Annotated in this window: 16 protein-coding genes and 2 pseudogenes; 9 read left to right on the top strand and 9 right to left on the bottom strand. The window is 69.4% G+C overall.

The features are described from left to right. Nucleotides 1-97: 97 nt before the first annotated feature. A complete protein-coding gene (locus tag FKR81_RS27210; protein WP_235921793.1) occupies nt 98-370 on the top strand; it encodes a hypothetical protein in 273 nt (90 codons plus the stop codon). Nucleotides 371-453: 83 nt separating this feature from the next. Beyond that, the gene (locus FKR81_RS27215) at nt 454-723 is read left to right on the top strand and encodes a hypothetical protein (protein ID WP_186763202.1); all 270 of its coding nucleotides are present in this window, start codon (nt 454-456) and stop codon (nt 721-723) included. Nucleotides 724-787: 64 nt separating this feature from the next. Here the strand turns inward: FKR81_RS27215 and FKR81_RS27220 are convergent, their stop codons facing one another. Continuing rightward, nucleotides 788-1567 (bottom strand): isoprenyl transferase, encoded by a 780-nt coding sequence (locus tag FKR81_RS27220; RefSeq protein ID WP_146355871.1) that lies wholly within the window; start codon nt 1565-1567, stop codon nt 788-790. Between the two features lie 101 nt (nt 1568-1668). On the opposite strand from FKR81_RS27220, the gene trhA reads away from it, so the two are divergent. Beyond that, the gene (trhA, locus tag FKR81_RS27225) at nt 1669-2340 is read left to right on the top strand and encodes a PAQR family membrane homeostasis protein TrhA (protein ID WP_146355873.1); all 672 of its coding nucleotides are present in this window, start codon (nt 1669-1671) and stop codon (nt 2338-2340) included. Between the two features lie 81 nt (nt 2341-2421). Here trhA and FKR81_RS45690 read toward each other — a convergent pair. Further along, a pseudogene (locus tag FKR81_RS45690) lies at nt 2422-2967 on the bottom strand (DUF1062 domain-containing protein); the annotation flags it as partial. 253 nt (nt 2968-3220) lie between these two features. Beyond that, entirely contained in the window at nt 3221-4210 is a 990-nt protein-coding gene (locus tag FKR81_RS27235) for a serine hydrolase domain-containing protein (RefSeq protein ID WP_146355875.1), read from the bottom strand. Between the two features lie 138 nt (nt 4211-4348). Here FKR81_RS27235 and FKR81_RS43760 point away from each other — a divergent pair, with 138 nt between their 5' ends. Then, nucleotides 4349-4486, top strand: coding sequence for a hypothetical protein (locus FKR81_RS43760; RefSeq protein WP_186763203.1), 138 nt, complete (start codon nt 4349-4351; stop codon nt 4484-4486). A 48-nt stretch (nt 4487-4534) separates the two neighbouring features. Here the strand turns inward: FKR81_RS43760 and FKR81_RS27240 are convergent, their stop codons facing one another. Then, complete coding sequence (locus tag FKR81_RS27240) at nt 4535-5089, bottom strand: hypothetical protein (RefSeq protein WP_146355877.1); 555 nt, start codon at nt 5087-5089, stop codon at nt 4535-4537. Between the two features lie 72 nt (nt 5090-5161). Further along, nucleotides 5162-7117 carry a thioredoxin domain-containing protein gene (locus FKR81_RS27245; protein ID WP_146355879.1) on the bottom strand — a complete coding sequence of 652 codons (1956 nt, stop codon included), beginning with the start codon at nt 7115-7117 and terminating at the stop codon, nt 5162-5164. 54 nt (nt 7118-7171) lie between these two features. On the opposite strand from FKR81_RS27245, the gene FKR81_RS27250 reads away from it, so the two are divergent. The 3 genes from FKR81_RS27250 to FKR81_RS27260 all read left to right on the top strand — a co-directional run bounded on the left by FKR81_RS27250 (nt 7172) and on the right by FKR81_RS27260 (nt 11934). Beyond that, on the top strand, nt 7172-8524 hold the full coding sequence (locus FKR81_RS27250; protein ID WP_146355881.1) for a 3' terminal RNA ribose 2'-O-methyltransferase Hen1: 1353 nt from the start codon (nt 7172-7174) through the stop codon (nt 8522-8524). Next, the gene (locus FKR81_RS27255; RefSeq protein WP_146355883.1) at nt 8524-10998 is read left to right on the top strand and encodes a polynucleotide kinase-phosphatase; all 2475 of its coding nucleotides are present in this window, start codon (nt 8524-8526) and stop codon (nt 10996-10998) included. The genes FKR81_RS27250 and FKR81_RS27255 overlap by 1 nt, the downstream gene beginning before the upstream one ends. Nucleotides 10999-11163: 165 nt before the next feature. After that, entirely contained in the window at nt 11164-11934 is a 771-nt protein-coding gene (locus FKR81_RS27260) for a nucleotidyltransferase domain-containing protein (protein ID WP_146355885.1), read from the top strand. A gap of 12 nt (nt 11935-11946) precedes the next feature. Here FKR81_RS27260 and FKR81_RS27265 read toward each other — a convergent pair whose 3' ends face one another. The 3 genes and pseudogenes from FKR81_RS27265 to mca form a co-directional block, all read right to left on the bottom strand. Further along, the gene (locus tag FKR81_RS27265; RefSeq protein WP_146355887.1) at nt 11947-12411 is read right to left on the bottom strand and encodes a hypothetical protein; all 465 of its coding nucleotides are present in this window, start codon (nt 12409-12411) and stop codon (nt 11947-11949) included. Between the two features lie 26 nt (nt 12412-12437). Next, a pseudogene (locus FKR81_RS27270) lies at nt 12438-12647 on the bottom strand (hypothetical protein); the annotation flags it as partial. Beyond that, a complete protein-coding gene (gene mca / locus FKR81_RS27275; RefSeq protein WP_146355891.1) occupies nt 12644-13525 on the bottom strand; it encodes a mycothiol conjugate amidase Mca in 882 nt (293 codons plus the stop codon). The gene mca and the pseudogene FKR81_RS27270, both read right to left, overlap by 4 nt. A gap of 112 nt (nt 13526-13637) precedes the next feature. On the opposite strand from mca, the gene FKR81_RS27280 reads away from it, so the two are divergent. Next, entirely contained in the window at nt 13638-14060 is a 423-nt protein-coding gene (locus FKR81_RS27280; RefSeq protein ID WP_235921794.1) for a DUF4307 domain-containing protein, read from the top strand. A gap of 184 nt (nt 14061-14244) precedes the next feature. Further along, on the top strand, nt 14245-14742 hold the full coding sequence (gene greA, locus FKR81_RS27285; protein ID WP_146356075.1) for a transcription elongation factor GreA: 498 nt from the start codon (nt 14245-14247) through the stop codon (nt 14740-14742). A 67-nt stretch (nt 14743-14809) separates the two neighbouring features. Here the strand turns inward: greA and FKR81_RS27290 are convergent, their stop codons facing one another. Then, complete coding sequence (locus tag FKR81_RS27290; RefSeq protein ID WP_146355895.1) at nt 14810-15304, bottom strand: Lrp/AsnC family transcriptional regulator; 495 nt, start codon at nt 15302-15304, stop codon at nt 14810-14812. Nucleotides 15305-15341 lie beyond the last annotated feature (37 nt).

Consider the following 15341-nt stretch of genomic DNA (forward strand, 5'->3'; position numbering starts at 1 on the left):
TTCGAGACGCTAGCTTTTGCGCCCGAGGACCCCACCGTCCGGAGATCCCCGAAGACTCCGGAAATGACGGGGAAAACCCGACATGAAGGAGATTGACGTGAAGAAGGTAGGCGCAGTCGCCGCTGCCGCGGCCGGCCTGATGATGATCGCTGCCCCGGCCGCGATGGCGGACGGCGGCCACGGTGGCCACCACTGGAAGAACGGCCCGCTGCTGGTCGCGCTGAACGGCAACAACCTCAACGGCACCATCGGTGCCTGCGGCAACAACGTCGGCGTCTTCGGCGGTGCGGTGCCGATCAACTCGCCGTCCATCACCGAGACCTGCGCCGCCGGCGGCATCTCGGACGGCGACGACCTCAGCCAGGGCTGAGTTCCCAGTCTCGAAATCCGGGGACGTCATTCGTGACGTCCCCGGACTCGTTTCAGCAGTGAACACTTATAGGGAGAATTAAAGTGCTGAAGAAGGCAGGCGCCGTCGCGGCCGCCGCAGCGAGCTTCTTGATGGTCGGCGCCCCCGCGGCGATGGCTGACGGTGGCCACGAGTGGGAGAACGCCCCGCTGCTGGTCGTCGGCAACGCCAACAACCTGAACGGTGTCGCGGGCGTGTGCGGCAACAACGTCGGCGTGTTCGGCGGTGCGGTCCCGATCAACTCCCCGTCCATCACGGAGACCTGCGCGGCCGGCGGCATCGAGGACGGCGACGACCTCACGGTCGAGGGCTGATCCCAGCTGTTGTGAAAGGGGCGCCCCTTGTTCGGGGGCGCCCCTTTCGCGTGCCTGGGGTAGCTCAGTTGCCGTAGCGGCGGTGCCGGGCCGCGTACTCGCGCATCGCGCGCAGGAAGTCCGTGCGCCGGAAGCCGGGCCAGTACGCCTCGCAGAACCAGAACTCCGAGTGCGCCGACTGCCACAGCATGAACCCGGAGAGCCGCTGCTCACCGGACGTGCGGATGATCAGGTCCGGGTCGGGCTGGCCGGACGTGTAGAGGTGCTCGGCGATGTGCTCGACGTCCAGCACCTCGGCCAGTTCCTCGATGGTGCCGCCGCTCTCCGCGTGCGCCTGGAGCAGCTTGCGCACTGCGTCCGCGATCTCCTGCCGCCCGCCGTACGCGACCGCGACGTTGACCTCGATCCCGGTGCGGTCCTTGGTGCGCGCCGACGCCGCGGCCAGCCGCGCCGCGTGCTCGGCGGGCAGCATGTCGATCGCGCCGACGTGCCGGATGCGCCACGGCTTGTCGGGCTCGGCCAGCTCGTCGACGATGTCGGAGATGATGTCCAGCAACGGCTTGAGCTCGTCGTCGTCCCGGTTCAGGTTGTCCGTGGAGAGCATCCACAGCGTGACGACCTTGACATCGGCGTCACCGCACCACTCGAGCAGCTCGAGGATCTTGCGCGCCCCGGCGCGATGCCCGTGCGCGACGTCGGTGTAGCCGGCCTCACGCGCCCACCGACGGTTGCCGTCGAGTACGACGCCCACGTGCCTCGGACGCTGGGCCCCGCTGAGCTCACGCCGGAGGATCCACTCGTAGAAGCGGATGATGACGGTCTTGACGCGGGAACGAAGAGCCACGTCCGAACAGCGTACGCCCGTGCGACGGCGGTCACTGAAGCGCGTGCAACGTTGGTCACTGAAGGCCGGTCGCGAACCTACGGTGCCGTAACCTCGAAGCCGTGACCACTGAGACCCTTCCCCCACAGCCCGCGTCGCGGCCTCGTTTGCGTGGATGGCTCCACCTCTGGTCCTTCGCCGTCTCCATCGTCAGCGGCGCGACCCTCATCGCACTGGCGGCGTCCACAGTGTCCGCGCTCGCCGCACTGGCCACTTCGGTCTACGTCGCGACCGTCCTCGGCCTCTTCGGCGTCAGCGCGATCTACCACCGCGTCACGTGGACCAACGAGCGCGTGCGCACGTGGATGAAGCGCCTCGACCACTCGATGATCTTCGTGTTCATCGCCGGGACGTACACGCCGTTCGCCCTGCTGGCCATGCCGCAGGACACCGGCCGCGTCGTGCTCGCCGTCGTGTGGATCGGCGCGTTGTCCGGTGTGACTCTGAAGCTCGCGTGGCCGCACTCACCCCGGTGGCTCGGGGTGCCCATCTACATCGCTCTCGGCTGGGTCGCCGTCTTCGTGCTGCCCGACCTGATGCACCACGCCGGTGTCGCCGCGCTCGTGCTGCTGCTCGTCGGCGGTGCCTTGTACACGGCCGGCGCGATCTTCTACGCCACCCGGTGGCCGAACCCGTGGCCCCAGGTCTTCGGGTACCACGAGTTCTTCCACGCGGCGACGGTCGTGGCGGCGATCTGCCATTACATCGCCATCTGGTTCGCCCTCTACCCCTGACCTGGCGAAAACCTCCTCACCTCGGGCGACGAAGGTGAAGTCTTCGCGCGCCTTCGCGTCGATGGCCATGGGCAGGCGGATGCGGCCGGAATCGACCATGCCTCGCACCACGGACCGGCTGAGTCCGAACCCGGCCGTGAGCAGCTTCTCGACTCGAACAGGTACCGGGAGCTCGAACCTGGTGAACACCTGGAGCGGCACCGCGTCCTCGCCGTCGAGTTCGTAGAACGGCATGTCGGTTTCCAGCTTCCAGGTGCCGCGCCAGTCGAGCTGGTACGCGGCCTTGCGCGCCAGCGCCGCGTCCATGACCAGATGACGCGCCATGGCCGGGTCGTTGTTCTCGAACCTCAGCAGCCGCTCGTGCTCGAGTACCCGCACGTGGACGCGTTCGTGGACGGGGACTTTCGACGTGCGGTCGCACTGCTCGCAGCCGATCAGCATCCAGACGTCGAGGAGCTTGCCGTTCGCGTTCACCCGGAACTTGCCGGTGGGGTGGTGACGCGTGGACCTGCACGACACGCACGCTTTGACGATGGCGGGCAGACCGAGCTCTTTCACCACCCACAACGCTTTCCGGTCGATGTCGGTGCCGTCCGCGGGCATGCGGGTACTGCGAAGGTCGTTCATGGATCCCCCGAATTCCACTGTTCACAGGGCAGGTTTCAGGCAGCGCTTCGCCGCGCGACGACGTGACAGCGCACATCGCGTCGCGTGAAGGAATCCCCGCTAGGGGCGGGTTTCGGATGGCACGCCGGAGAGAGACGGGGAGAGACTCGACCCGTCTTCAATCCGCATGTGCAGCACTGCTCACTGACCCATGTGGGCCATGGTGGTCAACTAGAGGTCACCCGAGCAACCTGTTTTCCGAGCCCCGTGAACCTCAGGAGTTGAGGAACCGGGCGACCGGCCACACGCCATCGGACGTGTTCCCGATGACCGTGCGGGTCGTCCCCGACTCGGGCTCGTGCACGCTCTTGAACGACACCCCCGCGTCGCCTCCGACCAGCAGTACCGCGCTGCTCGACGCGTGCAGCCAGAAGCCGAGCCCGTACCGCAGCGACCCCGGCCCCTCGGTCTCGTCGCTGTGCGGCCGCACCATCTCGGCCACCCACTCCGGCGACACGATCCGGCCGGCGAAGAACGCTCGCCACAAGGCGCTGACGTCGGCCACCGTGGTGTAGATCCCGCCGTCCCCGCTCCCGCGGATCGGCAGGTGGAACACGTTGGTGCGCCACTCGCCGTCGACCGGCAGGTAGCCGACCGCCATGCGTTCGCCGAGCGAGTCGGACCTCAGGAAGTCGGTGTCCGCCAGGCCCGCGGGCTCGCAGACCCGTTGCAGGACCAGGTCGTGGAACGGCACGCCGCTCACCCGTTCCGCGATCAGGGCGAGCACGACGAAACCGCCGTTGCAGTACTTGAAGCGGGTGCCGGGCTCGAACTGCTGCGGATACCCGTCGAGCACCGCCAGGTACTGCTCGGTGTCCCGCAGGTTCTGCACGGGCACGGGCAGCACGTACGCGGTGATGTCGGTGAGGACGTCCTCGTCGTAGAAGTCGCCGATGCCGGACCGGTGTGCAAGCAGGTGCTCGACGGTGACGGCGTCGTCGATCAGCGGGAGGTCGTCACCGAGCACCTCACGAGCCCTCGTCGACAGGCTCAGCAGGCCCTGCTCGATCAGGCTCACCACGGTCAGCGCGGTGAAACCCTTGACGCCGCTGGCGATCGCGAAGCGGGTGTCCACCGTGTTCGGGATGCCGTACCCGCGATGGGCGAGCCCGTACGCCTTGGCGAACACCTGCCCGTCGCGGTCGACCCGGACCACGCCCGAGAAGTCGGCGGCGCGGGCGACCTCGTCCAGCTCGTCTTCCATTCGGCCACCGTGGCACGACCGGCGACGCGAAGGCTCGTCAATTTCCGATCCCAGGGCGCCAGTTGAAGCTGTCGAAGCCCTCTCGGTGAGGCGGAGTTCCTTCCCCGGCAACGTGGGAGCGCTCTACCGTTCGAGGCCATGCGAACCATGGGAAAGTTTCTCGTCGCGGTGGCGATCGCCGTCTCCGCGGGCTCGGGCACCGCGCTGGCGGACGACCCGGTCGGATCCGTGCCCACGCCGGTGAAGTGCCTGCCGATCATCGGCTGCCCGAAGTAGCCGATGGCTGAGTGGGGGAGCTACCCGGCGGACAGCTCCCCCAGTCGCTCAGGCCAGGTCCGGGCCCTTGTCCCGCAGGTCGTCCACCTTGGACATCGCCTCGCGCAACGAGCCGAGCCAGGTGTCGGCGTGCTCGCCGACCAGGCGGACCGCCCACGCCAGTGCCTCAGAACGGGAACGGGCGACGCCCGCCGCCACCAGGGTGTCGAGCACCTGGCGTTCCGGCTGGCGCAGCCGCGTCATCACCGGCACGGACAGGGTCGTGAACAGCTCCGTGGTCCCGCCCAGCGTGGCGCCCCAGGCGACCTTGCGGCCGTAGCGGTGCTCGGCCTGCCGGGCGATGTCGATGCGTTCGTCGCGGGTCTGCTCGCGCCACCTGCTGATGCGGCCGGACTCGGCTGACGCGCGCGCCGCGTCGTCGAACTCGCCCTCCAGTGCGGGCAGGGTGCCCACCACCAGGATCTCCTCGCGGTCGACGGTCACGGTCGGCGCGCCCGTGAACCAGCCGTCCGGCAGGCGGCCCGCGAACCAGGCCGCCGCGTCGTCCGCTGACGGCAGGTCCGCCTGCTGCCAGCCTCCTCTTCCTCGCCATCCACGACCCATGACCACTCCCCTGATTACATGATTACGTTATTACCGACGTTACGCCTGTAATCAAGGGAGGGGTGTTCGCTCTCAGCGGAGCGACTCCAGGAGGGCAGAAGCGCTGGTCACGGGCCTGTCGCAGACGTAGCCGCGGCACACGTACGCAGCGGGTGCCTCATCGACCAGTGGACGTGACTCCAGCAGCGGCGCCGAGTCGGGCTCCCCTGCCACCAGAACCGCGCCGCCAGGCAGCGCACCGAGGGCCGCGGACCACAGGGCAGAACGCCGGGGATCGGACTCCGAGCCCACGATCGCCACCTGCACGGGACCGGACTCCAGAGCCTCCGCGACGGTCAGCCAGTGGCCGGCGAACCGCGGCGCGCGGGCGGCCAGCAACCCGGCGCGGGTCACCGCTTGCTCGGCAGCGGTCCGATAGGAGGACGGGCCCGCCAGCAAGGAGGCGGTCAGCAACGCACCTGCCAGGGCGGAGGCACCCGAGGGCGACGCGTTGTCGGTCGAGTCGGCCGGGCGGCGGACCAGGGACTCCGCGTCGTCCGCGGTGTCGTAGAAGGCACCGGGGGCGTCCGGGACGGCGAAGTGGGCCAGTGCGGTGTCGAGCAGGCCGCACGCGGCGTCCAGCCAGCGGATCGAGCCGGTGACCTGGTGCAACGCGAGCAGGCCGTCGGCGAGGCAGCCGTAGTCCTCCAGCACGCCGGCAGCCGTGCCGGGCACGCCGTCGCGCGACGTCCGCAGCAGACGGCCCTCGACGAGGTGCACGTCGAGCAACAACTCGGCCGCGTCAGAAGCAGCCGCGATCCACGACGGCTCGGCGAAGAACGCTCCCGCCTCGGCCAGAGCGGCGATGGCCATGCCGTTCCACGCCGTCACGACCTTGTCGTCGCGACCCGGCTGCGGCCGCTTGTTGCGCTCGTCGAGCAACGCGGCGCGCACGGAAGCGTCCACGTCGTGCACGAACCCCAGGGTGGACGTGCCGTGCTCGAAGTTCGGCGTCGACGTGACGCCGAATGCCTCAGCAGAGGAACCCAGCTGCTCGAAAGTCCACACATAGGTCGAGCCCTCGACGCCATCGGTGTCGGCGTCCAGAGAAGAAGCGAAGCCGCCCGAAGAAGTGCGCAGATCACGCAGCAGGAACTCAGCCGTGTCCCGCGCCACCTGGCGGTATCGAGGACTGTCGGAAACACGGGCGAGGTGCGTGTAGAAGCGGAGCAGCAAACCGTTGTCGTACAACATCTTCTCGAAGTGCGGCACGGTCCACGACCCGTCGACGCTGTAGCGGGCGAAGCCGCCGCCCAGCTGGTCGTACAGGCCGCCGTTGGCCATCGCGTCCGCGGTCACGGTGGCCATCGACAACGCCTCGACCGAGCCGGTGCGCTCGTGGTGGCGCAGCAGGAACTCCAGCGCCATCGACTGCGGGAACTTCGGTGCGCCGCCGAAACCGCCGTGCCTGCGGTCGAACTCGCCCAGCAGCGACACCACGGCGCCCGACAGGGCGTCAGCGTCCACAGCGGACGGAGGCAGCGGCAGTGCGCGTTTGGCGACCTCGGAGACCACGGCCGACGCCGACGTGAGGATCTCGTCGTGCTGGGTGGTCCACGCGGCGGTCACGGCCTCCAGCAGCTGCTGGAACGACGGCATGCCGCGCGAAGGCGCGGGCGGGTAGTAGGTGCCCGCGTGGAACGGCGAGGCGTCCGGCGTGAGGAACACGGTCATCGGCCAGCCGCCGTGACCGGTCATCGCCTGGGTGACCTCCATGTACACGGCGTCGATGTCCGGGCGTTCCTCGCGGTCGACCTTGACCGACACGAAGTTCGAGTTCAGGTACGCGGCGACAGCTGGGTCCTCGAAGGACTCGTGCGCCATCACGTGACACCAGTGACACGCGGCGTACCCGACGGACAGCAGCACCGGCACGTTCCGCGCGCGGGCCTCGTCGAACGCCTCCGGGCACCACTCCCACCAGTGCACCGGGTTGTCGGCGTGCTGCTGCAGGTACGGGCTGGTCGCGGACGCGAGCCGGTTCGTCATGCCATCCACCCTAATTCGACGGCGAAGAGCCAACAGGTCAGTCAAACTCGGCGGGTGCTGCTGACCTTGACCACCACCCACCAGCCGGCGACCGACCTCGGTCACCTGCTGCACAAACACCCCGACCGGGCTCAGTCCTTCTCGACGAGCTCGGGCACCGCGCACGTCTTCTACCCCAGGGCGGATCACGAGGAGTGCACGGTCGCGCTCCTGCTCGAGGTCGACCCCGTGGCGCTCGTGCGAGGTCCCGGCAGCACGCTCACCCAGTACGTCAACGACCGTCCGTACGCGGCCGGGTCGTTGCTCACGGTCGCGCTCGGCAGCGTGTTCCGCACCGCGATGAACGGCCGCAGCGAGAGCCGCGCCGAGCTGGCGGACACGCCGATCCCGCTGAAGATCAACCTGCCCGCGCTGCCGCACCGGCTGGTCGAGCGGCTGTTCACGCCGCTGGGCTGGGACGTCGAGACCAGGCCGATCCCGCTCGACGAGCACGAGGAGTCGCGGTACGCCGACGTCACGCTCACCGGAACGGTGAAGCTGTCCGACGCGCTGAAGCACCTGTACGTCCTGCTGCCCGTGCTGGACGGCAGCAAGCACTACTGGGTCGCGGCGGACGAGGTCGACAAGCTGCTCAGGGCCGGTGAGGGCTGGCTCGCGCAGCACCCGGACCGCGAGCTGATCACCACGAGGTACCTGGCGCGCAAGCGTCCGCTCGTGGTGTCGGCGCTCGCGCGGCTGGCCGAGGTGGACGAGGTCGAGCCGGAGGAGCTGGACAACGCCCTCACCGAGCCGAAGATCTCGCTCGCCGTGCAGCGACGCGACGCGCTCGTGAAACAGCTCAAAGAAGCGCGGGCGAGCAAGGTGCTCGACCTCGGCTGCGGTGGCGGCGCGCTGCTCAAGGCACTCCTGGAGCAGCCGGAGTTCACCGAGATCCAGGGCGTCGACGTGTCCGCGCAGGCGCTGCAGGTCGCCGAGCGCAAGCTCCGGCTGGACCGGATGTCCGACCGGCAGCGCGAACGGCTCACGCTGCGCCAGTCGTCGCTCACCTACGCCGACCCCGCGCTGCAGGGCTACGACGCGGCCGTGCTGATGGAGGTCGTCGAGCACCTCGACCCGGACCGCCTGCCCGCGCTGGAGAACTGCGTGTTCGGCGTCGCCCGGCCGAGGACGGTGCTCGTGACGACGCCGAACGTCGAGTACAACGTGCTGTTCGAAACGTTGCCGGAGGGCCAGATGCGCCACTCCGACCACCGTTTCGAGTGGACGCGGGCGGAGTTCCGCGCGTGGGCCGACGGCGTCGCCGGACGTCGCGGCTACACCGTGCGGTACCTGCCGATCGGACCCGAGGACGCCGAGCGCGGCGCACCCACCCAGCTCGCCGTTTTCACCGTGGGGGACACGAACTGATGGAGCTGAAGATCCCTGACCTGTGCCTGGTCGTGCTGGTCGGCGCGTCCGGGTCTGGCAAGTCGACGTTCGCGCGCAAGCACTTCCTGCCGACGCAGATCCTGTCGAGCGACTACTTCCGCGGCCTCGTCGCGGACGACGAGAACGACCAGTCGGCGTCGGGTGACGCGTTCGACGTGCTGCACTACGTGGCGGGCAAGCGGCTCGACGCGGGCCGCACGACGGTGATCGACGCGACGAACGTGCAGCCGGGCGACCGCGCGCAGCTGATCGAGATCGCGCGCAGGCACAACGTGCTGCCGGTCGCGATCGTGCTGGACACGCCGGAGGAGGTCTGCCTCGCGCGCAACGCGCGGCGCCCGGACCGCGACTTCGGCGCGCACGTCGTGCGCAGGCACCGCACCGCGCTGCGCAAGTCGTTGAAGTTCCTCGGCAAGGAGGGCTTCAAGAAGGTGCACGTGCTCCGTAGTCAGTCCGAAGTGGACGATGCGACCATCGGGTACGAGCGCCTGCTGAACGACCTGCGCCACGAGACCGGCCCGTTCGACGTGATCGGTGACGTGCACGGCTGCCGCGCGGAGCTGGAGGACCTGCTCGTCGAGCTGGGCTACGAGCTCGTGCGCGACGACGAGGGCCGCGCCGTCGACGCCGTGCCACCGGGGAACCGGCGTGCGGCGTTCGTCGGCGACCTCGTCGACCGCGGCCCGGACACGCCCGGTGTGCTGCGACTCGTCATGGGCATGGTCGAGTCCGGGCACGCGTTCTGCGTGTGCGGCAACCACGAGCAGAAGCTGGTGCGCGCGCTGCGCGGCCGCAACGTGCAGGTCAAGCACGGCCTGGCGGAGTCGCTGGCGCAGCTCGCCGCCGAGCCGGAGGACTTCCGCAGGCGCGCCGAGCGGTTCTGCGACGGGCTGGTCGCGCACTACGTCCTGGACGGCGGCGACCTCGTGCTCGCGCACGCCGGCCTGCCGGAGCGCTACCACGGCCGGGCGAGCGCGCGGGTGCGCAGCTTCGCGCTGTACGGCGACACGACCGGCGAGACCGACGAGTACGGGCTGCCGGTGCGCTACCCGTGGGCGAACGAGTACCGCGGCCAGGCGATGGTGCTCTACGGGCACACGCCGACGCCCGAGGCCGAGTGGGTCAACAACACCATGTGCCTCGACACCGGTGTCGTCTTCGGCGGCAAGCTGACCGCGCTGCGGTACCCGGAGCGCGAGGTCGTTTCCGTTGCCGCGCACAAGGTCTGGTACGAGCCGGTGCGCCCGCTGGTCGTTCCGGAGGTGGAGCGCGAGCCGGACGTGCTGGCGCTGACCGACGTGCTCGGCCGCCGCACGATCGAGACCGCGCACCGCGGCCGCGTCACGGTGCGCCCCGAGCAGGCCGCGTCGGCGCTGGAGGTGATGAGCCGCTTCGCGATCGACCCGCACGAGCTGCTGTACCTGCCGCCGACGATGGCGCCGACGGCGACGTCGCGCCGCCCGGACGTGCTGGAGCACCCCGAGGACGCCTTCGCCGAGTACCGGTCCGCCGGTGTGCGCGAGGTGATCTGCGAGGAGAAGCACATGGGCTCGCGCGCGGTCGTGCTGGTGCGCCGCGAGGGCGGCGCGATCCACACCCGGACGGGCCGCGCGTTCTTCGCCGAGCCGCTGGGCTCGGAGCTGCTCTCGCGGGTCCGCGACGCGGTGACCGGCGCCGGGCTGTGGGACGAGCTCGACACGGACTGGCTGCTGTTCGACGCCGAGCTGCTGCCGTGGAACGCCAAAGCGACCGGGCTGATCAAGGAGCAGTACGCGTCCGTCGGCGCGGCCGCGCTCGGCGTGCTGCCACCGGCCGTCGCCGCGCTGACGGCCGCCCGCGACCGCGGCGTCGACGTCGGGGCCCTGCTCGAGCGCACGACGTCGAGGCTCGCGAACGCGCACGGGTACTCGGCGGCCTACCAGCGGTACTGCTGGCCGACCTCCGGCCTCGACGGCGTGCGGATCGCGCCGTTCCAGCTGCTCGCCGCGGCGGGCCGGACGTTCCACGACCGGCCGCACACCTGGCACCTCGACCTGGTCGCGCGGCTCACCGGCGACGTGTTCACGCAGACCAGGCACCTCGTGGTCGACACGGCCGACGAGGCGCAGGTGGCGGCGGGCATCAGGTGGTGGGAGGAGCTCACCGCCGGCGGCGGCGAGGGCATGGTGGTGAAGCCGCTGGCCAACCTGGTGCCGAACGTGCAGCCGGGCGTGAAGGTGCGCGGACGCGAGTACCTGCGGATCATCTACGGCCCGGACTACACCGAGCCCGCCAACCTCGAGCGGCTGCGGCAGCGCGGGCTCGGGAAGAAGCGGTCGCTGGCGCTGCGGGAGTACGCGCTCGGGCTGGAGGCGCTGGAGCGGGTCGCGCGCGGTGAGCCGCTGTGGCGCGTGCACGAGTGCGTGTTCGCCGTGCTGGCGCTCGAGTCGGAGCCGGTGGACCCGAGGCTGTGAGCACGCCGTCTCAAGTGGACGGCGTTCCAGGTCCACGCGAGGAGGAATCAAGGGGAGAACAGGACCGTTAATGATCCGTTTGCGCACGATGTGCCCGGAAATGTTGCGCACGAGCATGTAACGCAACGACGCTGATCGGGAACGCGTCTGAGGGAGGGAGGTGTCGTGAGCTACGAGATACCAGACCTGAGCGAGGTGGTGCGGGAGCAGCCGACACCGCTGCTCTTCGCGACCGTCTCCGGCGCGCACCTGTACGGGTTCCCGAGCCGTGACTCCGATGTGGACCTGCGCGGCGTGCACATCCTGCCGGTCGAGGACGTCGTCGGCCTGCGTCCCGGCCCGGAGACGCTCCAGCGCATGTGGGTGCGCGACGGCGTCGAGCTGGACCTGGTGACGCACGACCTGCTCAAGTTCTGCCGGTTGCTGTTGCGTCCCAACGGGTACGTGCTCGAACAGCTGCTGAGCCCGATCGTCGCGCACACGACGCCGGGTCACCAGAAGCTGATCGGCCTGGCGCAGGACTGCGTCACGAGCAGGCACGCGCACCACTACCGGGGCTTCGCGCACACCCAGTGGCGGCTGTTCGAGCGGACCGGCGAGCTCAAGCCGTTGCTGTACACGTTCCGCGCGCTGCTCACCGGGGTGCACCTGATGCGCACCGGTGAGGTCGTCGCGCACCTGCCTACGTTGCTCGACAAGCTGGACGGGCCCGGCTACCTGCAGCCGCTCATCGAGGCCAAGGAGCTGGGCGAGCACCGCGGGCTCGCCGGGGTGCCCTACCGGCCGGTGAAGTCACGCCTCGAGCAGGACGTGCGGGAGTGGCACGAGGAGCTGCGGCTCGCGCAGGAGGCCAGCGAGCTGCCGGAACGGCCCAGCGCGGACGAGGCCGTGAACGACCTCGTCATCGAGCTGCGCATCGCGACCCGGAAGACCTGACGACCAGTAGAGCTAGACCAGGTCCAGCCAGGCGTGACCGGGGTGCACGCGCTCCAGCAGCTCGGCCAGCCGTTCGCGGGCGGACGCGCGCAGCCACGGCAGCGTCGACTCGAGGTCCGCCGTCGCCTTCTGCTCGGCCTTGAACAGCAGCACGAACTCGGGCCGCAGGTAGCGGACACCGCCGCTCTCCCACGTCACGTCGTCCAGCGGCAGCACGACGGACGGGTCGAGCGGGAACACCCAGTTCCCGTCGGCCGAGCTGTTCAGCCACACGTCCAGCGAGCCCGCTGCCAGCCGATCGGGCGACACCCGTGTGAGGCCGGGCAGCGCCGCGGCCAGTGAGGGCAGGTCGTCGGCGAACAGGGTGAGATCGGTGTCCGGGTGCGGCCTGCGCACGGCCGTGAACTGCGCCAACGCTCGGCTACCCCCGATCCACCACGGGACGGGCAGGTCGAGCAGCTGATCCGGTAGGTCCACGGCGGACCAGGCTAGTCCTCGTCCTTCTCAGTCGGCTCTTCGAACGACGCGGGCAGCTTCTTCAGGTGCTTGGTCATCGAGCGCACCAGGAAGAAGACGGCGACGAAGAACAGCACCAGCACGAGCAGGCCCAGCGGCGAGGACTTGCCGAAGTCCTCACCCTGGCCGCCCTTGTCCTTGTCCGGAGCCGGGGATGGCTGCCCGACCAGGGCGACCGTGTCGGTCCAGGCGTTCACGCGTCCACCTTCTCATGCACGCCCGCGAACAGGTCGTCCTCGGGCAACGTGCTGTCGACCAGCGACCGCGCCAGCTCGTACTCCTCGGTCGGCCACACCTCGCGCTGCACGTCGAGCGGCACGATGAACCACCGGCTGTTCGGGTCGATCTGGGTCGCGTGCGCCTTCAGCGCGTCGTCGCGCTGCGGGAAGTAGTCCGCGCACTCGACGCGCGTCGTCACCCGGTCGATCACGTCCGGGCGGTCCGGATCCCAGTTCGCGAGCCACTCGGTGTACGGCGACTCGATGCCGCGGGCCTCCAGCGCCTCGTGGAACGCGGTCAGCTTCGCGCGCGAGAACCCGTGCGAGTAGTAGAGCTTCAGCGGCTGCCACGGCTCGCCAGCCTCGGGGAAGCGGTCCGGGTCGCCCGCGGCGTCGAACGCCTCGATCGACACCTCGTGGGTGCGGATGTGGTCCGGGTGCGGGTAGCCGCCGTTCTCGTCGTAGGTGACGATCACGTGCGGGCGGAACTCGCGGATGACCTCCACCAGCGGCGGGACGGACTCCTCGAGCGGGACCACCGCGAAGCAACCCTCGGGGAGCGGCGGCAGCGGGTCGCCCTCGGGCAGGCCCGAGTCGACGAACCCGAGCCAGCGGTGCTGGATGCCGAGGATCTCGGCGGCACGCGCCATCTCGTCCCTGCGGACCTCGGCCATGTTCTCCAGCACCTCGGGCCGGTCCATGGCCGGGTTGAGGACGCTGCCGGCCTCTCCACCGGTACAGGTCACGACCATCACCTCGTGACCTTCGGCAACGTAGCGGGCCATCGTGGCCGCTCCCTTGCTCGACTCGTCATCGGGGTGCGCGTGCACCGCCATCAGGCGCAGCTTCTCGACCATGACCCCCGCGGTCCTCCTCAACCCTGAACCCTGCTGGTCGGAGCCGGACAGGCTCCTGCGACACTCACAACCGAACGTCGTACATCATTGTTCCCCACGGGTAGGAGGGCGCGTGAAAGTGGCAGAACGCGCACTCCCCGAGGGGCGGTACGGCACGAAGAAGGCACCGCGGCCGTGGCTCCGCTGGTCGTTACTCGGCGTAGCGCTGCTCGTCGGGCTCGCCGTCACCTTCATCGGCTATCGAAATCTCGGCACCAAACCGATCGAGTCGAAGCAGACGTCCTTCGTGATCGTCGACGACGGATCGGTGAAGGTCACATTCGAGGTTTCCCGGGACACTCCGGAACGACCCGCGGTTTGCATCATTCGGGCCCGCTCGAAGGACGGCGACGAAGCCGGTAGACGCGAAGTTCTCGTACCGCCGGGGAATTCGATCGTCCGCGAGACAACTCTTTTGCACACGTCGAAGCCCCCGGTCACCGGCGAGGTGTTCGGGTGCTCCTACCAGGTTCCCGCATATTTGTCCACGACCTAGCGGCCAAGCGGGTGATCTGCGGGTTTAACGGCGAGATCGGGAACAATTGATCTCCGCTGATCGTTGTGTGCGTGTTACTCTTGACGCTCAGCACGGCCCCGGCGCGGGCCGTGTTTTTCCGTTCCGGGCGCACGCGCCCGGGAACTGCCGGCCCGTACACGCGGGCTTGGAGCAAGACGAGGAGTTGGTGACCGTGAGCGACACCCAGGTGACCTGGTTGACCCAGGAGGCCTACGACCGGCTCAAGCACGAGCTGGACGAGCTGATCAACAATCGCCCGGTCATTGCTGCCGAGATCAACGCCCGCCGTGAAGAGGGCGACCTCCGCGAGAACGGCGGCTACCACGCCGCTCGCGAGGAGCAGGGCAAGCAGGAGGGGCGAATTCGTCAGCTCCAGGAGCTCCTGCAGGCCGCCAAGGTCGGCGAGGCCCCCACCACCAAGGGCGTTGCGGCACCAGGGACCGTGCTCACAGTTCGCTACGAGGGTGACGACGAGACCGAGGACTTCCTGCTGGCCACTCGCGAGGAAGGCACTGAGGGCGGGATCGAGGTCTACTCCCCCGCGTCCCCGCTCGGCAAGGCGCTGCTCGGCGCCAAGGACGGCGAGACCGTCTCGTACGAGCTGCCCAACGGCAGCACGCAGAAGGTCACGCTGATCAAGGCAGTTCCGTACTCGGGCTGACCCCACAGACACCGAAGGGGCGGCCACCAGCGAGGTGGCCGCCCCTTCGTCTTGTGCGCTGCCGATTTCACGTGATGCGTTCCAGCAGCGGGCGCACGCGGGGTGGCACCGGCGTGGAGAGCGCGATCGACGTGGAGAGGCGTTGCACGCCGGGCACGTCGACCATCTCGTCGATGACGCGCTGGAGGTCGGCGTTGGAGCGGGCGACCATCCGCACGAACAGGTCGCCCTGACCGGTCGTGGCGTGGACCTCGCACACCTCGTTGATGGCGGCCAGGCCGTCGGACACCTCCTGCCGCCTGCCCTGCGCGATCTCCAGCACCGCGAACGCCGTGAGGCCGAAGCCCATGGCCGCGAGGTCGAGCGCGGGCGGGAACCCGGTGAGCACGCCCTTGGCCACCAGCCGGTCGAGCCTGGCCTGCACGGTTCCCCGCGCGACACCCAGCCTGCGCGAGCACTCGAGCACGCCGAGCCGCGGCTCGTCGGTCAGCAGGAGGAGGAGCCTCGCGTCGAGGGAGTCCAATGGCTGGTCAGAGTGTTCACTCTGCTGATCGCTAGGCATAGATCACTGTACATTCTGCGCAGCAAATTTTGAGACT

The organism is Lentzea tibetensis (assembly GCF_007845675.1).
In the GTDB taxonomy this organism is placed as follows: Bacteria; Actinomycetota; Actinomycetes; order Mycobacteriales; family Pseudonocardiaceae; genus Lentzea; species Lentzea tibetensis.